The organism is Pseudomonas sp. 15C (assembly GCF_055484735.1).
The window spans coordinates 1-15,939 of sequence record NZ_JBUDGD010000060.1 but is presented as its reverse complement, the minus strand read 5'-3'; the positions used below and the strand labels follow the sequence as shown (position 1 = coordinate 15,939).

Below are 15,939 nucleotides of genomic sequence, written 5' to 3'. Positions count from 1 at the left end.
CCGCGCCTCAAACGAACGAGAACATCCCCGCGCCTGCTCGCCCCTCGAGTCGGCCACAAAGCACGTAATGCTGGTAACCGCTGCTGAAAGCCCCGTTGGAAACCGCAACCCGGACATCGTCGTTCAGGCGCAGGTATTGCGCCTCGTCGAAGTTTTCCGCACTGACTTCTCCGGCACGCCCCAGCCGTTCGCTGTCCACGGGAAACCCGAGGTTTTCGAGGCGTTCGAAATCGATGATGCGATTGACGGCGTGTTGTTCGAGTGCGCCCTGATTGGGAAATGTCGAGTAAATGTGCAGGCCTTTGTTCGCACAGCGGCTGCACATGTCGATGCAATTTTGCTGGGTCGATTTGCGCCGCGTCAGTTCGGCCAACGGCATGTCGAGATACTTGCCGACCTGATACTCGGACTGATTGAAGATCGTGCAGCACAGTACGGTATTGCCATTGCAGTCGATCACCAGCCAGTTATCCTTCAACTGGCACGCTTGCTTTGGATATTGCTGCATGACGTTGACCAGGTCATCGTACGGCGGCAATGCAAGACGTTTCAGCGTTTCGTAATCGGTAGCCGTAACAGAGGGGTCGCGCTCGACGATTGCCAGCGTCTTTTCCAAAGGCATCATCACCGAATAGCCAGTGGTAAACACAAATCCGAGACGCTCACTGAAGTCGCGCATCAGTGCTTCTTCGTCGATGTTGTCCAGGTAGCGGTGATAGTAGACATCGACACGGGTGCTCAAGCCCAGGCGTTGCTTGATCTCATGCAGGGCAATCATGTTCTGTTTGACGACTTCGATATCCCCGCCCACATGGCCCTTTTTGTAGGTTTCCTGATAGAAACCCGACAGCGATATGCGGAAGTAGCTCGGCTCGGCCAGCAAGGCCTTTTCCATGTTCTTGGCCAGATTCAGGTTGGTGCTGATACCGCTCGCCATGCCGGCGGCGTTGATGATCTCGATAAACTCGCCGATTTTCGGATGAACCAAGGGTTCGGTCCAGTTATAGAGGAAGATCGTCCGCACGCCCTCCGACCGGGCCTTTTCGACAATCTGCCGGAACATGTCCAGTTGCATGGCTTTTTTGAAATTGAGATTTTCCGAATTACCCATTGGGCATGACGGGCAGCTCAGATTGCAGGCGCCGACGATATCGATGTACATATTCATTATGAGCATTGCTCCTTGAGTCGAACGTGCGCATCTCATCATTGCTCGCGTTCGGGTCGACGGGATCGTTGTTTTTTTGACGACATTGATTCGCGTAAAGCAATAAGCGCACCAGACCCGTCACGCCATTAACGCCACGATCCAGTCGATAAACACCCGCAACTTCAAGCTGACATGCCGGTTCGGCGGATACGCCAGGTAAAGCGGCATGCTTTCCAGCCGCCAGCCTTCGAACAATGGCACCAGTTCGCCGCGCGCAACATGCGCATCGGACATGTACGTCGGCAGCCAAAGCACCCCCATCCCGGCCAGACCCGCCGCCAGATAGGCATTGCCGTCGTCGACCGCCAGAACATGGCGACCCTTGATTTGCAAATGTTCACGGCCGTTGTCCAAGGCGTATGGCACGGGTTTGCCCGTGCGCGCCCAGAGAAACCCGACCACCCGATGGTGCGAGTCTTCCAGCTCTCGCGGATGCTCAGGCGTGCCAGCGCGAGCCAGATATTGCGGCGCGGCAAACACGCCCAATGGCAGATCGGCGACTTTGCGCGCCATCAACGACAGATCCAGCAGTTCGCCCCCGCGCACCACGCAATCGACGTTCTCATCGATGATGTCGACGATGCGGTCGCTGACGCCCATATCGATTTGAATGTCCGGATACCGCGCATGGAACTCCGGCAGTGCCGGCACCAGAATATGCCGCGCAAACGGACTCGGCACATCGATACGCAATCGCCCCGACGGCACCGTCGCAACACCCGGCAGGCTGGTTTCCGCGTCGTCCAGGTCGGCCAGCAGCTTGACCACTCGCAGGTAATAAGCGGCGCCATCGGCGGTGACGTTGACCTTGCGCGTGGTGCGGTTGAGCAGTTTGACCCGCAAGCGTGCCTCCAGCTGTTGCACCAGCTGGGTCACGGTGGTTTTGCTCATGTGCAGGGTTTCGGCGGCTTTGGTGAAGCTCCCCGCCTCGACCACCCTGGCGAAGGCCTGCATTGCGTCAAAACGATCCACGGTGCGCGCCTCGATTGTTTGGAATTTACAAACAGTGAACGCCAAGCTTGCGCGTTTATCGGCCCGCTGCAAATACCTAAAGTGGCGCCATCACCTCACTGATGGAGACACCTTTATGACTCAGCGCGACGTTGTTTTCCCACCGACCCGCCGCACGCTGTACGAGCGCCACCGCTATTCACCGGCGATTCGCTCGAACGGTTTTCTGTTTGTGTCCGGGCAAGTCGGCAGCACCGAGGACGGCACGCCAGAACCGGATCTGAAAGATCAGGTACGCCAGGCTTTCCACAACCTCAACGCGATCCTCGATGAGGCCGGCGCCAGCTTCGAGGACGTGGTCGACGTGACGATCTTCATCGTCGACCCGCAATCGAAGTTCGAGACGATCTGGAACGTCGTGCTGAGCGAATTCTGGGGCGATGCACCGCACCCGACGGTGACGGTGGTGGGCGTGACCTGGCTGTATGGGTTCGATTTCGAGATCAAGGTGATTGCAACGCTTCCAGAGTAAGCGTGGACTTGACCAGCCAGACTTTGGCTAGACGCTGAGCGCCATGATCCGCTCTGTCACAACCCCCAACCGATGGCTTAGATATCCACGCCGGCCCTGTGATCGCTCACCAAGGCTTTCGCAGGGAGTAAGCTTGATCCGCCGTGCCTTGCGGTTTTGATGCCAAAAGCAACAAAAACTACATCAGGGATGCCGAGCGTGCTGCGAGACGTTGTTTTCCCATTTTTCCGCGATGCTTGCGCTCGACTAGAGAGTTGAAGGACCATGATCGCTTACTGCCACCACTACAACACCTGCAGCCTCGCCGCTTTGAAAAAGTCGTTTTTTTGAAGAATGATGAACGGCTAGCGGTGCGGACCAGCGATATGGACATTCATGCATGAAAACCTTCCACTTTGACGGACCAGACTGGGCCTTTCTGACACCAGAGCAAATGTATGACGAAGAGGGAAAGCTTCGTCGAGCACACAAGTACTATCAGAACGCGGACATCTACTTCCTGACCGTAATGAACAAGTGTCTGTTCAACCCGAAGAAGACCAAGGTCACCGCTGATGGCAATATTCAGTGCGAAGTGTGGGTTGGAGATCCTGAAAAACGCACTTTTCGACATCTCACAGTGGTTTTTCCGCTGATCGACATAGTCCACGCGCTGCCAGGAATACTTAATAAGTTTCCCGACCAGAACGAGTTCCTGACCTACGCCCTGCTTAACCGGTACTTGCCGAAAAACACTCTGAAAAGACAGCTGTATCATGTTGTAAAAAGAGGCCTTGCAAAAAATATTCTGTCAACGGGATTCGCGCTCAAAGTTCTTCGTGCGATTTACGCTTCAGAAATAACCATTCGCCACACCACACGTTTTGAAATTAATATATTTGATCCGATTACTGACGCTATAACCAACGAACAGAAAGCTGCTGAATCAAAAGCACACCACCCGGATTTCCACGCCCTGAACAATGCGAATTGGGATACACAACAAACCGCTAAAATTGATTACAGCAAGCTGCCCGGAGCGAATGAGAAAGAAAACTGTCGGCTGACCATCGACCAGATAGTCAATCGCTTTGATATCGAAGTGGGCAATCAAAAGATCGCCTATATCGGCAAAACCGAGCAGCAACCATTCGACAGGCTTTTTCCGCATGTGAAGTTGAACGAACTCAACAGCAAGCTAGCCAAAAATGAATACGAAACTCTCGTGATTCATTTGTTCGGCTTCAAGATGTTTGACATGCCCCTAACCTCATGGCCAGCCACGACATTGCTCTCAAAATCGGATGCGGTCACCATTACCGAAGCCGAACTGATCAATTATTTCAAGCCTTCGGCAAACGAGGATTACGTCAAGAACGACGGAAAGCCCAACTGGAAGCACATCAGGCTTCTGCTCAAGAACAAGTATGAAAGTATTAGAGGTCTGTTGGACATAGACGGGCGATACGCAAAATTCTATACGTCGCAGGTAGGCGAGTTAAAGCTCAATCGCCATGAAATAGATGTCGATTTGAATGCCTACAAACCCGCTCCGAAAAAGAAGAGGACGAAATCCTGAGAGTCAGGGAACGGATGTGTTACATCTTCATCTGCACGCCGTCCTCAACGTTTCTGGTCTTCAGGCGAGCAACGACGTATAACGTCGCCCTTTTCGTCTAACCTGATTTTGCGCCTGTTTCATTTGCAATACAGACGCTCCGATACTGACGCTTACGAAACGGAGAACTTCATGCTCAAACGAACCCTGGCACTGACCGCCGGCCTGGCCCTGTCCGTGTCTGCGCTGATGGCGCAAGCCGCTGATGTGTTGCGCGTCAGTGCGATTCCGGACGAAGCGCCGACCGAACTGCTGCGCAAGTTCGAACCGCTGGGCGCGTATCTGGAACAGCAACTGGGCATGAAGGTGCAGTTCGTGCCGGTGGCCGATTATCCGGCCGTGGTTGAAGCCTTGGCTACCGATCGCCTCGACATGGCCTGGCTCGGTGGCTTCACTTTTGTTCAGGCACGTTTGAAGACCGAGGCGACGACGCCAGTAATTCCCTTGGTGCAGCGTGAGCAGGACGCGCAGTTCACCAGCAAATTCATCACGGCCGACCCGAACGTCAAAAGCCTCGCGGATCTCAAGGGCAAGACCTTCGCCTTCGGTTCGGTGTCGTCGACTTCCGGCAGCCTGATGCCGCGTTATTTCATGCTGAAAAACGACGGCATCAAGCCGGAAGCGTATTTCAGCCGTGTCGCCTATTCCGGCGCCCACGACGCCACCGTCGCCTGGGTGCAGGCCGGCAAGGTCGACGCCGGCGTACTAAATGCCAGCGTCTGGCAGAAACTGGTGGATGCCGGCAAGGTCGACACCAACAAGGTCAAGGTCTTCGCCACCACGCCTACCTACTTCGACTACAACTGGACCGTGCGCGGCACCCTTGATCCGGCCCTCGCGGCGAAAATCAAGAAAGCTTTCCTCGATCTCGACCCGGCCAAGCCTGAGCAGAAGAAGATCCTCGATCTGCAGGCCGCCAGCCGCTTCATCGACACCAAACCCGAGAATTACAAAGGTATCGAGGAAGCCGCCCGCGCCGCCGAACTGTTGAAATGACCCTACGCCTCAACCAGGGCAGCCTGCGCCATGCCAATGGCGTCGATGCCCTTCGCTCTGTCGATTTACAGATTGCCGCGGGCGAGCAGGTGGCGATCATCGGCCCGTCCGGGGCCGGTAAATCGAGCCTGCTCAACCTGCTGGCCACCGCACTGCGGCCCAGCAGCGGAGACATCGAAGTGCTCGGCGAGCGCGCCTGGCACTTGTCCGCCCGCCAGCGTCAACGCCTGCGCGCGCGTATCGGTCTGGTGCATCAGGCGCCGCCGCTGCCGCCGCGTCAGCGTGTGATTACAGCGGTGCTGGCCGGCAAGCTCGGCCAATGGAGTCTGGGCAAAAGTCTGCTGAACCTGTTGCATCCGCTGGATGTGTCCGGCGCGCGCACGGCGCTGGCGCGGCTGGATCTCGGTGACAAGTTGTTCGCGCATTGCCAGCAATTGTCCGGCGGCCAGTTGCAGCGTGTCGGCATCGCCCGGGTGCTGTATCAGGCGCCAGAAGTGCTGCTGGCCGACGAGCCGGTGTCGGCGATGGACCCGGTTATGGCCGGGCATACCTTGTCAGTGCTGTCGCGCCATGCTCGCGAGCATAACGTCACCCTGGTGGCGAGCCTGCACGCGGTGGACCTGGCGCTGTCGCACTTCCCGCGCATCATTGGTCTACGTGACGGACAGATCCTGTTCGACAGCCCTTCGGCGGACGTCAGTCAGGAAATGCTCGACGCGCTGTACGCCAACGAAAAACTGCAATCGCCGACTGCGGCGATGGCGCCGCTGACTGTGCAGATCCCACGATGCTGAAGGCCGATTCACGCGACCCGGCGGCCTGGCCGCGATTGCTTCTGACGCTGTTGGCGATTGCCGTGCTGTGGCCGGGCATTCATTTGAGCGAGCTGAATCTGGGCGTGTTGCTGCCTGACAGCCAGAACGAAATGGGCCGCTTTGTCGCGCAGTTCTGGCCTCCGGCGCATGACGCCGCTTTCATGCAGATCCTCCTCACCGCTACCTTGCAAACCCTGGCAATTGCCACGGCCGGCATGGCCTTGGCGCTGCTGCTGGCGGTGCCGGCCAGCCTGCTCGCCAGCCGCGCGTTGTCGCTGTCGGCGGCGTCACGGGGCGGCGTGCCGAGTCACCTGGGACGGTTGCTGCGCTGGCCGGTGCGCGGCTTGCTGATTTTCTTGCGCAGCGTGCCGGAAATCGTCTGGGCGCTGCTGTTCGTGCGTGCGGTCGGCCTCGGCCCGGCGGCGGGTGTGCTGGCGATTGCCATCACTTACAGCGGCATGCTCGGCAAGGTGTACGCAGAGATTTTCGAGTCCACCGACCAACGCCCGGCCCACGCCTTGATGCAGGCCGGCAGCGGTCGATTGGCGGCGTTCGCCTACGGCACCCTGCCCAATGTCGCGGCAGAACTGCTGTCCTACAGCGTGTATCGCTGGGAATGCGCAATCCGCGCTTCCGTGGTGATGGGCTTTGTCGGCGCCGGAGGTCTGGGCCAGCAGATCGACTTGTCGATCCGCATGTTCGCTGGCGGCGAAGTGGCGAGCATGCTGCTGATGTTTCTGCTGCTGGTGCTGCTGGCCGACCAGTTCAGCCGTTTGCTGCGCTGGAGGCTGGCATGAATCGCCTGATCAATCTGCTGCTGATCGCGGCGATCGGCGTCGCGGTCATTGCATCGTTCAGCTATCTGGGACTCAACCTCGGCGAACTGGGCAGCGCTGCCAGCCTCAAGCAGATGGGCGCTTATGTGCAGCGCTTTCTCAGCCCGGATCTGAGCGCGGGCTATCTCAAAGCGATTCTCCACGGTTCGCTGGAAACCCTGGCCATGTCGGCACTCGGCACGTTGCTCGCCGCGGTGTTCGGCATCGTTCTGGCGCTGCCCGCTGCCGGGCGTTTCGGCTGGCCGCTGCAAAGCCTTTCGCGCCTGCTGCTCAATGGTTTGCGGGCGATTCCGGAACTGGTCTGGGCAGCGCTGATGGTGTTGGCGGCCGGTCTTGGGCCCAACGCCGGCACCCTCGCCCTCGCCTTGCACACCACCGGCGTACTCGGTCGGCTGTTCGCCGAAGCGCTGGAAAACACCCCGCCACAGCCGGCCGAAGCGATCCGTTTGCAGGGCGGCAATCCGCTGCTCGCGTTCTGCTACGGCACCCTGCCGAACCTTGCGCCGCAACTGCTCGCGTACATGCTGTATCGCTGGGAAAACAACATCCGCATGGCCAGCGTGCTGGGCTTTGTCGGCGCCGGCGGGCTGGGGCAGATGCTCTATGTCAGCCTGAGCCTGTTCCAGGAAGCCCAGGCCAGTACGGTGATTCTGGCGATGCTGGTGCTGGTGTTTCTGGTCGACTGGTTGAGTGCCTGGAGCCGCCAGCGCTGGGTCAAGGCCTAGGGTTTACAGGCAGCTCAGTGGATATCTGGCGAAAGCTGATTATGCTTGAGGAAACCTCGCCGCCCGGCGAGGCGGTCAGACTGTGCACGCGACACGCGACAGCAAAGGCGATATTTGCCACAAGGCCAGAGTGAACAAGCAGTAACGGGGGACTCCGGCCTACAACAATAAGCACAACGGAGAACACCCATGGCCTCAATCGACACAGCATCCACCGGCAGTCCACCGCGCAGCGGCGGCATCACCAAGGAAGAGCGCAAGGTTATCTTCGCTTCATCCCTGGGCACGGTTTTCGAGTGGTACGACTTTTACCTCTACGGCTCACTGGCGGCGATCATCGCTAAACACTTCTTTGCCGGCGTCAACGAAACCACCGCGTTCATCTTTGCCCTGCTCGCCTTTGCGGCGGGCTTTGCGGTGCGGCCGTTCGGCGCGATCGTGTTCGGCCGGCTCGGCGACATGATCGGGCGCAAACACACTTTTCTGATCACCATCGTGATCATGGGCGTGTCCACCGCCATTGTCGGCTTGTTGCCCGGTTACGCGACCATCGGCGTCGCCGCACCGATCATCCTGATCATCCTGCGTTTGCTCCAGGGGCTGGCGCTGGGCGGCGAATATGGCGGCGCCGCGACTTATGTGGCCGAGCACGCGCCGCGCAACCGGCGCGGCTTTTTCACCTCGTGGATTCAAACCACTGCCACGCTCGGGCTGTTTCTGTCGCTGCTGGTGATTCTGGCCTGCCGCACCGCGCTGGGCACGGAAGCGTTCGAAGCGTGGGGCTGGCGGATTCCTTTTCTGCTGTCGATCCTGCTGCTGATCGTCTCGGTGTACATCCGCCTGCAACTGAGCGAGTCGCCGGTGTTCCAGAAAATGAAGGCCGAAGGCAAGGCGTCGAAAGCGCCGCTGACCGAATCCTTCGCCCGCTGGGACAACCTCAAAGTGGTGATCATGTCGCTGCTCGGCGGCACGGCCGGACAAGCGGTGGTCTGGTACACCGGGCAGTTCTATGCGTTGTTCTTCCTGTTGCAGACGTTGAAGATCGATGCGCAGACCGCCAACCTGCTGATCGCCGGTTCGTTGATCATCGGCACGCCGTTCTTCGTGATCTTCGGCAGCCTCTCCGACCGCATCGGGCGCAAGCCGATCATCATGGTCGGTTGCATTCTGGCGGCGCTGACTTACTTCCCGATCTTTAACGCGCTGACCCAGTACGGCAATCCCGATGTGTTCGTGGCGCAGGATAAAAACCCGGTCAAGGTGATCGCCAATCCCGATCAGTGCTCGTTCCAGTTCGACCCGGTGGGCAAAGCCCGGTTCACCAGTTCCTGCGACCTGGCGAAGACGCTGCTGGCGAAACGCGCGATCCCTTACGAAAACGTTAACGCCGAACCGGGCACCGTGGCGCAAGTGCGCATCGGCGACAAGGTCATCGAGAGCTTCGAAGGCAGCGCCCTGCCCGCCGCCGACTTCAAGGCGCGCAACGACGCCTTCACCGCCAACCTCGCCGCCGCGCTGAAGGAAGCCGGTTATCCGGAAAAAGCCGACCCGGCGAAGATCAACTACCCGATGGTGCTGCTGTTGCTGACCATCCTGGTGATCTACGTGACCATGGTCTACGGGCCGATTGCGGCATGGCTGGTCGAACTGTTCCCGACGCGCATCCGCTACACCTCGATGTCGCTGCCCTACCACATCGGCAACGGCTGGTTCGGCGGCTTCCTGCCGACGGTGGCCTTCGCCATGGTCGCGGCCACCGGGGATATCTATTACGGCCTGTGGTACCCGATTGTCATCGCCGTGATGACAGCGGTGCTCGGCACGTTCTTCCTTCCGGAAACCAAGGACCGCGACATTCTCAAGGACTGATCGGTGATCACGGCGCCCGCTTGCAATGGGTGGGCGCCATTCGCTGTCAGCCGGCTGAAAAATATCGAACCCGCCGCTTTGTGATGCCTCCAATGGTTACACCAATGGAGGTCACCACCATGAACAGCAACGACAACGACAAAACCCCGAACGGCCCACCTACCGACACTTCCGGGAAACCGGTGAATGTGGTGGAGCGTGCGCTTGAAGATCGCGATGAAACCACCGAGGGCGTGGACAAGGTCATTACACCGTCGTCGACCCGGGTGAAGGAGCAGGACGCCGAAGAGCTGCAGCGCAAGGTGGATGAGATCGAGCGCAAGGTGGCGGATGGCAATTGAGGGGGTTTTTCAGTTGTAGCCCGTTCTGCCCCGAGGTGATGAGGGAGAGTCTGCTCGGCGCCGAATGTTCTTCGGATTCGAGACCGTCTGCTCTCACCCTAGCCCTCCCGAAACGTCGGACCGCCCAGAGGGAGAGGGAACCGATTGGGGAATATTGGAGAGCTGCGCCGACCTGAACGATTCGCTTCGAATCCATAATCGACCCGGTTCTTCAGGTCGATGTATGACAAAAGACACCGCAGTCGGTCCCCTCTCCCTCTGGGAGAGGGCTAGGGTGAGGGCTGTTGCAGGCTCAACGCATTCCCCAAGGCAGCCCCACCCGCCGTGTTATCAAAAATGCACCAGGTCTCGACACCCTGCGCCGCCTCAGCCAGCAACCTCTTCCCAAGCGCCCGAAGAAAATCCGCCGAATAATCGCTGAAATAAATCCGCGGCGATCCATGCAGCCGCCAATACCGCACCCCCGCCCAACCTCGCGGTTCGCTGTCGGTACTGATGCGCGGAGGATCCACCGCTGCCTGAGCGATTCGATGACTGACCAGCATCGGCTCAGCCGCCACCCAGGATTCGTGACGCGGCTCCAGCACCACCGCGCCGTTAAAGCGCTCACGCAAAGCACGGAAAAAACCTTCCGCCCCAACCGCATCAAACGCCAGCGAAGGCGGCAACTGCACCAGCAGACACCCCAATCGATCCCCCAACTCCCCGCACTGCGCAAGGAATTCATCAAGCAGCACTTCACAACCGAGCAAGCGCCGCTCATGGGTAATCTGTTTGGGCATTTTCACCGAAAAGCGAAAACCGTCCGCCACCGAGTCCGCCCAGCGTTCGTAGGTCTGGCGTCGATGCGGACGGTAGAACGAGCTGTTGATTTCCACCGCATTCAGCCGCGCCGCATAGCGCTGCAAATGCGTGCCGACCGAAGGAAATTGCGGCCAATACTCACGGCCCAGACTCCAGCCGGCACAGCCAATCAACAGCTTCGCTGCACGCTCATCGCTGTTCATTTCTTGCCTGGCAACACCGCGCCGAGGACTTGCTTGGCGGTTTGCACAATCACGCCGGCCTCGTCCGGGTCACCTTTGAGCAGCGTGGTGGCGAACTTTTTCGCCTGTTCCAGCTTGATGTGCGGCGGTAGCGGCGGCACGTTCGGGTCGGTCTTGAATTCGATCAGCACCGGCACATCCGACGCCAGCGCCTGCTCCCACGCGGCGGCAACATCCTCTTCGCGATCAACGTAGATGCCCTTGAGACCAATCGAGATGGCGAACAGGTGATACGGCACATCGGGAATGCTTTGCGAAGCCTCGAACTTCGGATCGCCCTCCATCACCCGCTGCTCCCAGGTCACCTGATTGAGGTCTTCGTTGTTGAACACCGCGCAGATCCATTTCGGGCTTGCCCACTGCCGCCAGTATTTGGCGACTGTGATCAGCTCGGCCATGTTGTTCATCTGCATCGCGCCATCGCCAACCAGCGCGATGACCGAACGTTCGGGGTAGGCGAACTTGGCAGCAATCGCGTAGGGCACGGCGGCGCCCATCGAGGCAAGGCCGCCGGAGAGCGAGCATTTCATGCCGCGGCGGGTTTTCAGATCGCGTGCGTACCAGTTGGCGCACGAGCCGGAATCGCTGGTGATGATCGCCTGCTCGGGCAAGCGCGGTGACAGCTCATAGACCACGCGTTGCGGGTTGATCGGATTGGCTTTGGCCATGGCGCGTTTTTCCAGGGTCTTCTCCCAGGTACCGCGCCAGCCTTCGATTTTCTTGCGCCATTTGCCCGCGTCTTTTTTCTCAAGCAGCGGCAACAGCGCGGCGAGGGTTTCTGCTGCGTCGCCGACCAGGTTGACCTCCATTGGGTAGCGCAGGCTGAGCATGTCGGGTTGCAGATCGATCTGCACGCCACGGGCCTGGCCTTCCTTGGGCAGGAATTCCGAATAGGGGAAGCCTGAACCGATCATCAGCAAGGTGTCGCACTCGCTCATCAGCTTGTAGCTCGGCTCGGTGCCGAGCAGGCCGATGCTGCCGGTGACCCACGGCAACTCGTCGGGCAACACGGCCTTGCCGAGCAACGCCTTGGCCACCCCGGCGCCGAGTTTTTCCGCCACGGCAATCACTTCATCGGTCGCCTGCAACGCCCCGGCGCCCACCAGAATGGCGACTTTCTCGCCGGCGTTGAGCACCTCGGCGGCGCGCTGCAGATCCGCCTCGTAAGGCAGCACTTTCGGCTTGCTGTAGCCGACGCCTGAATGCGCCGTGCCATGGGCTCTGGCGGGCGCTTCGTAAGGTAGATCCTGCAAATCATTGGGCAGGATGATCGCCGTCACTCGCCGTTCTCCGACAGCCGTACGCACCGCACGATCGAGCAGATGGCGCACTTGCGCCGGTGCCGAGGCCTGTTGCACGAACGCGCCGGCAACGTCCTTGAACATCGACACCAGATCGAGTTCCTGCTGGTAGTGACTGCCCAGCGCCGTGCGCGCCTGCTGGCCGACGATGGCCAGCACCGGCATGTGGTCCATCCGCGCATCGTATAACCCGGTGATCAAGTGCGACGCACCAGGACCGGAAGTGGCGATGCACACGCCGAGCTCACCGGTGAATTTGGCATGGGCCGAGGCCATGAACGCGGCCATTTCCTCATGCCGCGCCTGGACGAATTCGATCTTGCCCTGCGCCCGGCTCAGCGCCCCGAACACGCCATTGATGCCGTCGCCCGGGTAGCCAAAAATGCGCGTCACGCCCCACTCGCTGAGCCGTTCGACCAGAAAATCTCCCACTGTCATCGTCATCTTGATCCTCGCCTTTCACCGTTTACAGGGTGCATTTGCGACGCGGCACGCGCCGGCAGGTGTATGGGTCTGGACCATCGACGGAACGGCGAAGTTTCGATGAATTTGCACTGGCGAGCGATTCGCCAGCGAGACTGAATGACGCATCGAAGAGCCTTTTGTCAGCCATTCGACGAGTTTTTCTGAGGCGTTCGCCCTCCCCCGCGGTCGACTGCACAACGACCGCCGGAGGACGAATGATGACTGACGTAACTTCTTTTTTGCTGGAGCGTAACGACTGGGTACCGAACAATCCGCAATTGCCGGTGCTGGTGTATTCCAGCGCGATAGCCCTCGAAGGTGACGACCCGGCCGCGCTGTTCGAACAGACCTTTCGTGCCAACGGCTGGCCGCCGCAGTTTCGCTACCACGTTTACGATTTTCACCACTACCACACCCAGGGCCATGAGGTGCTGGGGGTCGCCCAGGGTCATGCGCGGCTGATGCTCGGCGGTCCCGGTGGGCGCGAGGTGCAAGTCAGTGCCGGTGATGTGTTGCTGCTGCCGGTCGGAACTGGCCATTGCAGCCTGGAATCCAGCCCCGACTTTCTCGTGGTCGGCGCGTATCCGCCAAGGCAGCAAGGCGATATTTGCACTGAAGCGCCGAATGCCGAGCAACTTCAGAATCTCGCCAATGTGAAATTTCCGCAGCAAGACCCCGTGCAGGGCGAGCACGGCGCGCTGTTGCAGCACTGGGCCAGATAGCGCTCAGCGATGCGGGTGCACGGTCAGCGCGACGAGTCTGCTCACCACTGGCCGAACCACCAGAATGCACAGAAAAGCCACCGGCATCGCCAGTTTGTAGGCGTGTAAGGCATTGCTCAGGTAATCGTTATCAATACCGGCGTTCGCCGCGGTGATCACCAGCGACATGAGAAAGGCCATGATCGTCGCCATGTACAACGCGAACACATACGGCGTGGCTCGCGGCGAGAGCTTGCGGCTGCTGGAGATGGCGGTTTCGGTGGCTTCACTCATAGGGCTTTTTTCCATTGGCGTTGACAGGGAGCCCGCACCTTAGCAACGCCGCCGGCACGCAACTAGACGGCTACCGGCAGGTACTTTATAAAGCAGAACTTACGAATCTGCGGTGCACGGCCCCTGAATGAATCTTCTCGCGGCGATTGCCAGTTTTATCAAAGTGGTGGAATCCGGCTCGATTGTCGGCGCCGCCAAATCGCTGGGGGTCAGCGCGGCGGCCGTGAGCCAGACGCTCAACCGTCTCGAAGCGCATCTGGGCGTACGCCTGCTGCAACGCACCACGCGGAGCATGGCGCTGACTGAGAACGGCGCGGTGTATTACGAAAAGGTCAGGCAGATTGCGGCGGATCTGGAATCTGCGCAGAGTTCGATCTGCGGCGATCAGGAAGAACTCAAAGGGCGTCTGGTCATCGCGTCCACCGCCGCGTTCGGCCGGCACGTGCTCGCGGGCCTGATCGCCGGATTCGCCGCGCAACACCCAGGCCTGCTGATCGAGCTGTCGACCACAGACGGCAAGATCAACCATATTCAGGCTGGCATCGACCTGAGCCTGCGCATCCGCCCGCAACTCGAAGACGGCATTGTCGCGCGCAAGCTGGTCTCGTTGCCCTTCATTTTTTGCGCCGCACCGGCCTATCTCGAGCGCGCCGGTTGGCCGCAATCGCCTGATGACTTGCAACACCACGCCTGCCTGGCCTTTCGTTACCCGCTGGACGGGCGCTTCCTGCGCTGGGGTTTTGTCCGCAACGGGCAGCGTTATGACGCGCCCATCCAGGCCAGCGCGATCAGCGACGATATCGACGCGCTGACGCAAATGGCCGTGCATGGCGCGGGTATCACACGTCTGGCCGAGTTCGTCGCCGCGCCATATCTGGCCAGCGGCCAACTGCTGCCGTTGTTCGACAACCCGCACAGCGCAGTGACCGAGCCAATGGATATCTACGCCTGCGTGCAGGAACGCGCGGCGATGACGCCCAAAGTCCGTGCGTTTCTGGCGTACCTGACGCAGCAACTGGCCGCACGCTGGCCGAAGGACGAGTCTGCTGCCAGCAACTAACTCTGGCACGCGCCGGAAATTTTCCTTACGGTGATCATCTACTGTCAGCCTGCCCACGATGAGGTCCGATTCATGAGCAATGCGCCTTACGTTCCGCCCAAAGTCTGGAAACACGAAGCCCCGTCCGGCGGCCACTTCGCCAGCATCAACCGCCCGATCGCCGGGCCGACTCACGACAAGACCCTGCCGGTTGGCAAACACCCCTTGCAGCTGTATTCGCTGGCCACGCCCAACGGCGTAAAAGTGACCATCCTGCTCGAGGAACTGCTGGCGCTGGGGCATGCCGGCGCCGAATACGACGCCTGGCTGATCCGCATCGGCGAGGGCGATCAGTTCTCCAGCGGCTTCGTCGAGATCAACCCGAACTCGAAGATTCCGGCGCTGCTGGACCGTAGCGTCGAACCACCGATCCGCGTGTTCGAGTCCGGCTCGATCCTGTTGTACCTGGCGGAAAAATTCGGCGCATTCCTGCCCAAAGACCCAGCTGGACGCACCGAAACACTCAACTGGCTGTTCTGGCAAATGGGCTCGGCGCCTTATCTGGGCGGTGGCTTCGGGCATTTCTACGCGTATGCCCCGGAAAAACTGGAATACCCGATCAACCGCTTCACCATGGAAGCCAAGCGGCAACTGGACGTGCTCAATCAGCGTCTCGCAGAAAACACTTACCTTGCCGGCGACGAGTACAGCATCGCCGACATCGCGGTGTGGCCGTGGTATGGGCAACTGGTGCGCAACAACGTCTACTCCGCCGCCGAATTCCTCGCCGCGCACGAATACACCCATGTCCAGCGCTGGGCCGAAGACATCGCCAAACGCCCGGCGGTAATACGCGGCCAGCGGGTCAATCGCACCTGGGGCGACGAAGCCAGCCAAGTGCCGGAACGCCATAGCGCAGATGATCTGAACTGATACCGCCCTCGCCGGCACCTCCCACAGGATGACCGCGTTCTTTCAGTCGGAACGCGCTCAACCTGTGGGAGCTTGCCTGCAAGCGATAGCGGTTGAACATTCAACATCAAATTGACTGAAAGAAAGCCATCGCCAGCAGGCTGGCTCCCACAGTTTGATCACCGGCGACGTTGAAGACTGAGGCTTGAAATCAGCCTGAAAATCAAAAGCCCCTCACCCTAGCCCTCTCCCGGAGGGAGAGGGGACTGACCGGGGTGGATGCGAAAGCTACGCCGACCTGGGATACCG

16 protein-coding genes are annotated in these 15,939 nt (G+C 59.7%); 11 read left to right on the top strand and 5 right to left on the bottom strand.

Annotated elements, in window-relative coordinates:
• Window positions 1-7: 7 nt before the first annotated feature.
• Entirely contained in the window at window positions 8-1,168 is a 1,161-nt protein-coding gene (locus tag ACYYKW_RS22535; protein WP_090282999.1) for a radical SAM/SPASM domain-containing protein, read from the bottom strand.
• 120 nt (window positions 1,169-1,288) lie between these two features.
• Window positions 1,289-2,182 (bottom strand): LysR family transcriptional regulator, encoded by an 894-nt coding sequence (locus ACYYKW_RS22530; protein WP_464991208.1) that lies wholly within the window; start codon window positions 2,180-2,182, stop codon window positions 1,289-1,291.
• A gap of 115 nt (window positions 2,183-2,297) precedes the next feature.
• Between ACYYKW_RS22530 and ACYYKW_RS22525 the strand changes: the two genes are divergently transcribed.
• From ACYYKW_RS22525 to ACYYKW_RS22490, 8 genes are all read left to right on the top strand, one after another.
• Window positions 2,298-2,693, top strand: a complete 396-nt coding sequence (locus ACYYKW_RS22525) for a RidA family protein (protein WP_464991207.1) — start codon at window positions 2,298-2,300, stop codon at window positions 2,691-2,693.
• 379 nt (window positions 2,694-3,072) lie between these two features.
• A complete protein-coding gene (locus ACYYKW_RS22520) occupies window positions 3,073-4,251 on the top strand; it encodes a hypothetical protein (protein ID WP_464991206.1) in 1,179 nt (392 codons plus the stop codon).
• Window positions 4,252-4,422: 171 nt separating this feature from the next.
• Window positions 4,423-5,286: a putative selenate ABC transporter substrate-binding protein gene (locus ACYYKW_RS22515; RefSeq protein WP_464991205.1), complete on the top strand. Its 864-nt coding sequence runs from the start codon at window positions 4,423-4,425 to the stop codon at window positions 5,284-5,286.
• Complete coding sequence (locus tag ACYYKW_RS22510) at window positions 5,283-6,080, top strand: phosphonate ABC transporter ATP-binding protein (protein WP_464991204.1); 798 nt, start codon at window positions 5,283-5,285, stop codon at window positions 6,078-6,080. Before ACYYKW_RS22515 ends, ACYYKW_RS22510 begins: the two co-directional genes overlap by 4 nt.
• Window positions 6,074-6,898, top strand: coding sequence for a PhnE/PtxC family ABC transporter permease (locus tag ACYYKW_RS22505; RefSeq protein WP_464991203.1), 825 nt, complete (start codon window positions 6,074-6,076; stop codon window positions 6,896-6,898). The genes ACYYKW_RS22510 and ACYYKW_RS22505 overlap by 7 nt, the downstream gene beginning before the upstream one ends.
• Window positions 6,895-7,662, top strand: a complete 768-nt coding sequence (gene phnE, locus ACYYKW_RS22500) for a phosphonate ABC transporter, permease protein PhnE (RefSeq protein WP_093102031.1) — start codon at window positions 6,895-6,897, stop codon at window positions 7,660-7,662. The genes ACYYKW_RS22505 and phnE overlap by 4 nt, the downstream gene beginning before the upstream one ends.
• A gap of 189 nt (window positions 7,663-7,851) precedes the next feature.
• Window positions 7,852-9,531 carry an MFS transporter gene (locus ACYYKW_RS22495; protein ID WP_464991202.1) on the top strand — a complete coding sequence of 560 codons (1,680 nt, stop codon included), beginning with the start codon at window positions 7,852-7,854 and terminating at the stop codon, window positions 9,529-9,531.
• Between the two features lie 119 nt (window positions 9,532-9,650).
• Window positions 9,651-9,872: a hypothetical protein gene (locus ACYYKW_RS22490; RefSeq protein WP_394507028.1), complete on the top strand. Its 222-nt coding sequence runs from the start codon at window positions 9,651-9,653 to the stop codon at window positions 9,870-9,872.
• A 269-nt stretch (window positions 9,873-10,141) separates the two neighbouring features.
• Here ACYYKW_RS22490 and ACYYKW_RS22485 read toward each other — a convergent pair whose 3' ends face one another.
• Both ACYYKW_RS22485 and ACYYKW_RS22480 read right to left on the bottom strand, forming a co-directional pair.
• Window positions 10,142-10,879, bottom strand: coding sequence for a DUF72 domain-containing protein (locus ACYYKW_RS22485; protein ID WP_464991201.1), 738 nt, complete (start codon window positions 10,877-10,879; stop codon window positions 10,142-10,144).
• On the bottom strand, window positions 10,876-12,663 hold the full coding sequence (locus tag ACYYKW_RS22480; protein ID WP_464991200.1) for a thiamine pyrophosphate-requiring protein: 1,788 nt from the start codon (window positions 12,661-12,663) through the stop codon (window positions 10,876-10,878). Before ACYYKW_RS22480 ends, ACYYKW_RS22485 begins: the two co-directional genes overlap by 4 nt.
• Before the next feature lie 236 nt (window positions 12,664-12,899).
• Between ACYYKW_RS22480 and ACYYKW_RS22475 the strand changes: the two genes are divergently transcribed.
• On the top strand, window positions 12,900-13,406 hold the full coding sequence (locus ACYYKW_RS22475) for a cupin (protein WP_464991199.1): 507 nt from the start codon (window positions 12,900-12,902) through the stop codon (window positions 13,404-13,406).
• A gap of 3 nt (window positions 13,407-13,409) precedes the next feature.
• Here ACYYKW_RS22475 and ACYYKW_RS22470 read toward each other — a convergent pair whose 3' ends face one another.
• Window positions 13,410-13,679 (bottom strand): DUF2798 domain-containing protein, encoded by a 270-nt coding sequence (locus ACYYKW_RS22470; protein ID WP_464991198.1) that lies wholly within the window; start codon window positions 13,677-13,679, stop codon window positions 13,410-13,412.
• Between the two features lie 127 nt (window positions 13,680-13,806).
• Here ACYYKW_RS22470 and ACYYKW_RS22465 point away from each other — a divergent pair, with 127 nt between their 5' ends.
• Entirely contained in the window at window positions 13,807-14,739 is a 933-nt protein-coding gene (locus tag ACYYKW_RS22465; protein ID WP_464991197.1) for a LysR family transcriptional regulator, read from the top strand.
• A gap of 72 nt (window positions 14,740-14,811) precedes the next feature.
• A complete protein-coding gene (yghU, locus tag ACYYKW_RS22460; protein WP_464991196.1) occupies window positions 14,812-15,651 on the top strand; it encodes a glutathione-dependent disulfide-bond oxidoreductase in 840 nt (279 codons plus the stop codon).
• The last annotated feature ends 288 nt before the right edge of the window (window positions 15,652-15,939 follow it).

Excerpts from the sequence above, each read along its gene's own strand:
- ACYYKW_RS22535 (WP_090282999.1), bottom strand. The coding sequence starts at position 1,168 with ATGAATATGTACATCGATATCGTCGGCGCCTGCAATCTGAGCTGCCCG.
- ACYYKW_RS22525 (WP_464991207.1), top strand. The coding sequence starts at position 2,298 with ATGACTCAGCGCGACGTTGTTTTCCCACCGACCCGCCGCACGCTGTAC.
- ACYYKW_RS22520 (WP_464991206.1), top strand. The coding sequence starts at position 3,073 with ATGAAAACCTTCCACTTTGACGGACCAGACTGGGCCTTTCTGACACCA.
- ACYYKW_RS22515 (WP_464991205.1), top strand. The coding sequence starts at position 4,423 with ATGCTCAAACGAACCCTGGCACTGACCGCCGGCCTGGCCCTGTCCGTG.
- ACYYKW_RS22510 (WP_464991204.1), top strand. The coding sequence starts at position 5,283 with ATGACCCTACGCCTCAACCAGGGCAGCCTGCGCCATGCCAATGGCGTC.
- ACYYKW_RS22505 (WP_464991203.1), top strand. The coding sequence starts at position 6,074 with ATGCTGAAGGCCGATTCACGCGACCCGGCGGCCTGGCCGCGATTGCTT.
- phnE (WP_093102031.1), top strand. The coding sequence starts at position 6,895 with ATGAATCGCCTGATCAATCTGCTGCTGATCGCGGCGATCGGCGTCGCG.
- ACYYKW_RS22495 (WP_464991202.1), top strand. The coding sequence starts at position 7,852 with ATGGCCTCAATCGACACAGCATCCACCGGCAGTCCACCGCGCAGCGGC.
- ACYYKW_RS22490 (WP_394507028.1), top strand. The coding sequence starts at position 9,651 with ATGAACAGCAACGACAACGACAAAACCCCGAACGGCCCACCTACCGAC.
- ACYYKW_RS22485 (WP_464991201.1), bottom strand. The coding sequence starts at position 10,879 with ATGAACAGCGATGAGCGTGCAGCGAAGCTGTTGATTGGCTGTGCCGGC.
- ACYYKW_RS22480 (WP_464991200.1), bottom strand. The coding sequence starts at position 12,663 with ATGACGATGACAGTGGGAGATTTTCTGGTCGAACGGCTCAGCGAGTGG.
- ACYYKW_RS22475 (WP_464991199.1), top strand. The coding sequence starts at position 12,900 with ATGATGACTGACGTAACTTCTTTTTTGCTGGAGCGTAACGACTGGGTA.
- ACYYKW_RS22470 (WP_464991198.1), bottom strand. The coding sequence starts at position 13,679 with ATGAGTGAAGCCACCGAAACCGCCATCTCCAGCAGCCGCAAGCTCTCG.
- ACYYKW_RS22465 (WP_464991197.1), top strand. The coding sequence starts at position 13,807 with ATGAATCTTCTCGCGGCGATTGCCAGTTTTATCAAAGTGGTGGAATCC.
- yghU (WP_464991196.1), top strand. The coding sequence starts at position 14,812 with ATGAGCAATGCGCCTTACGTTCCGCCCAAAGTCTGGAAACACGAAGCC.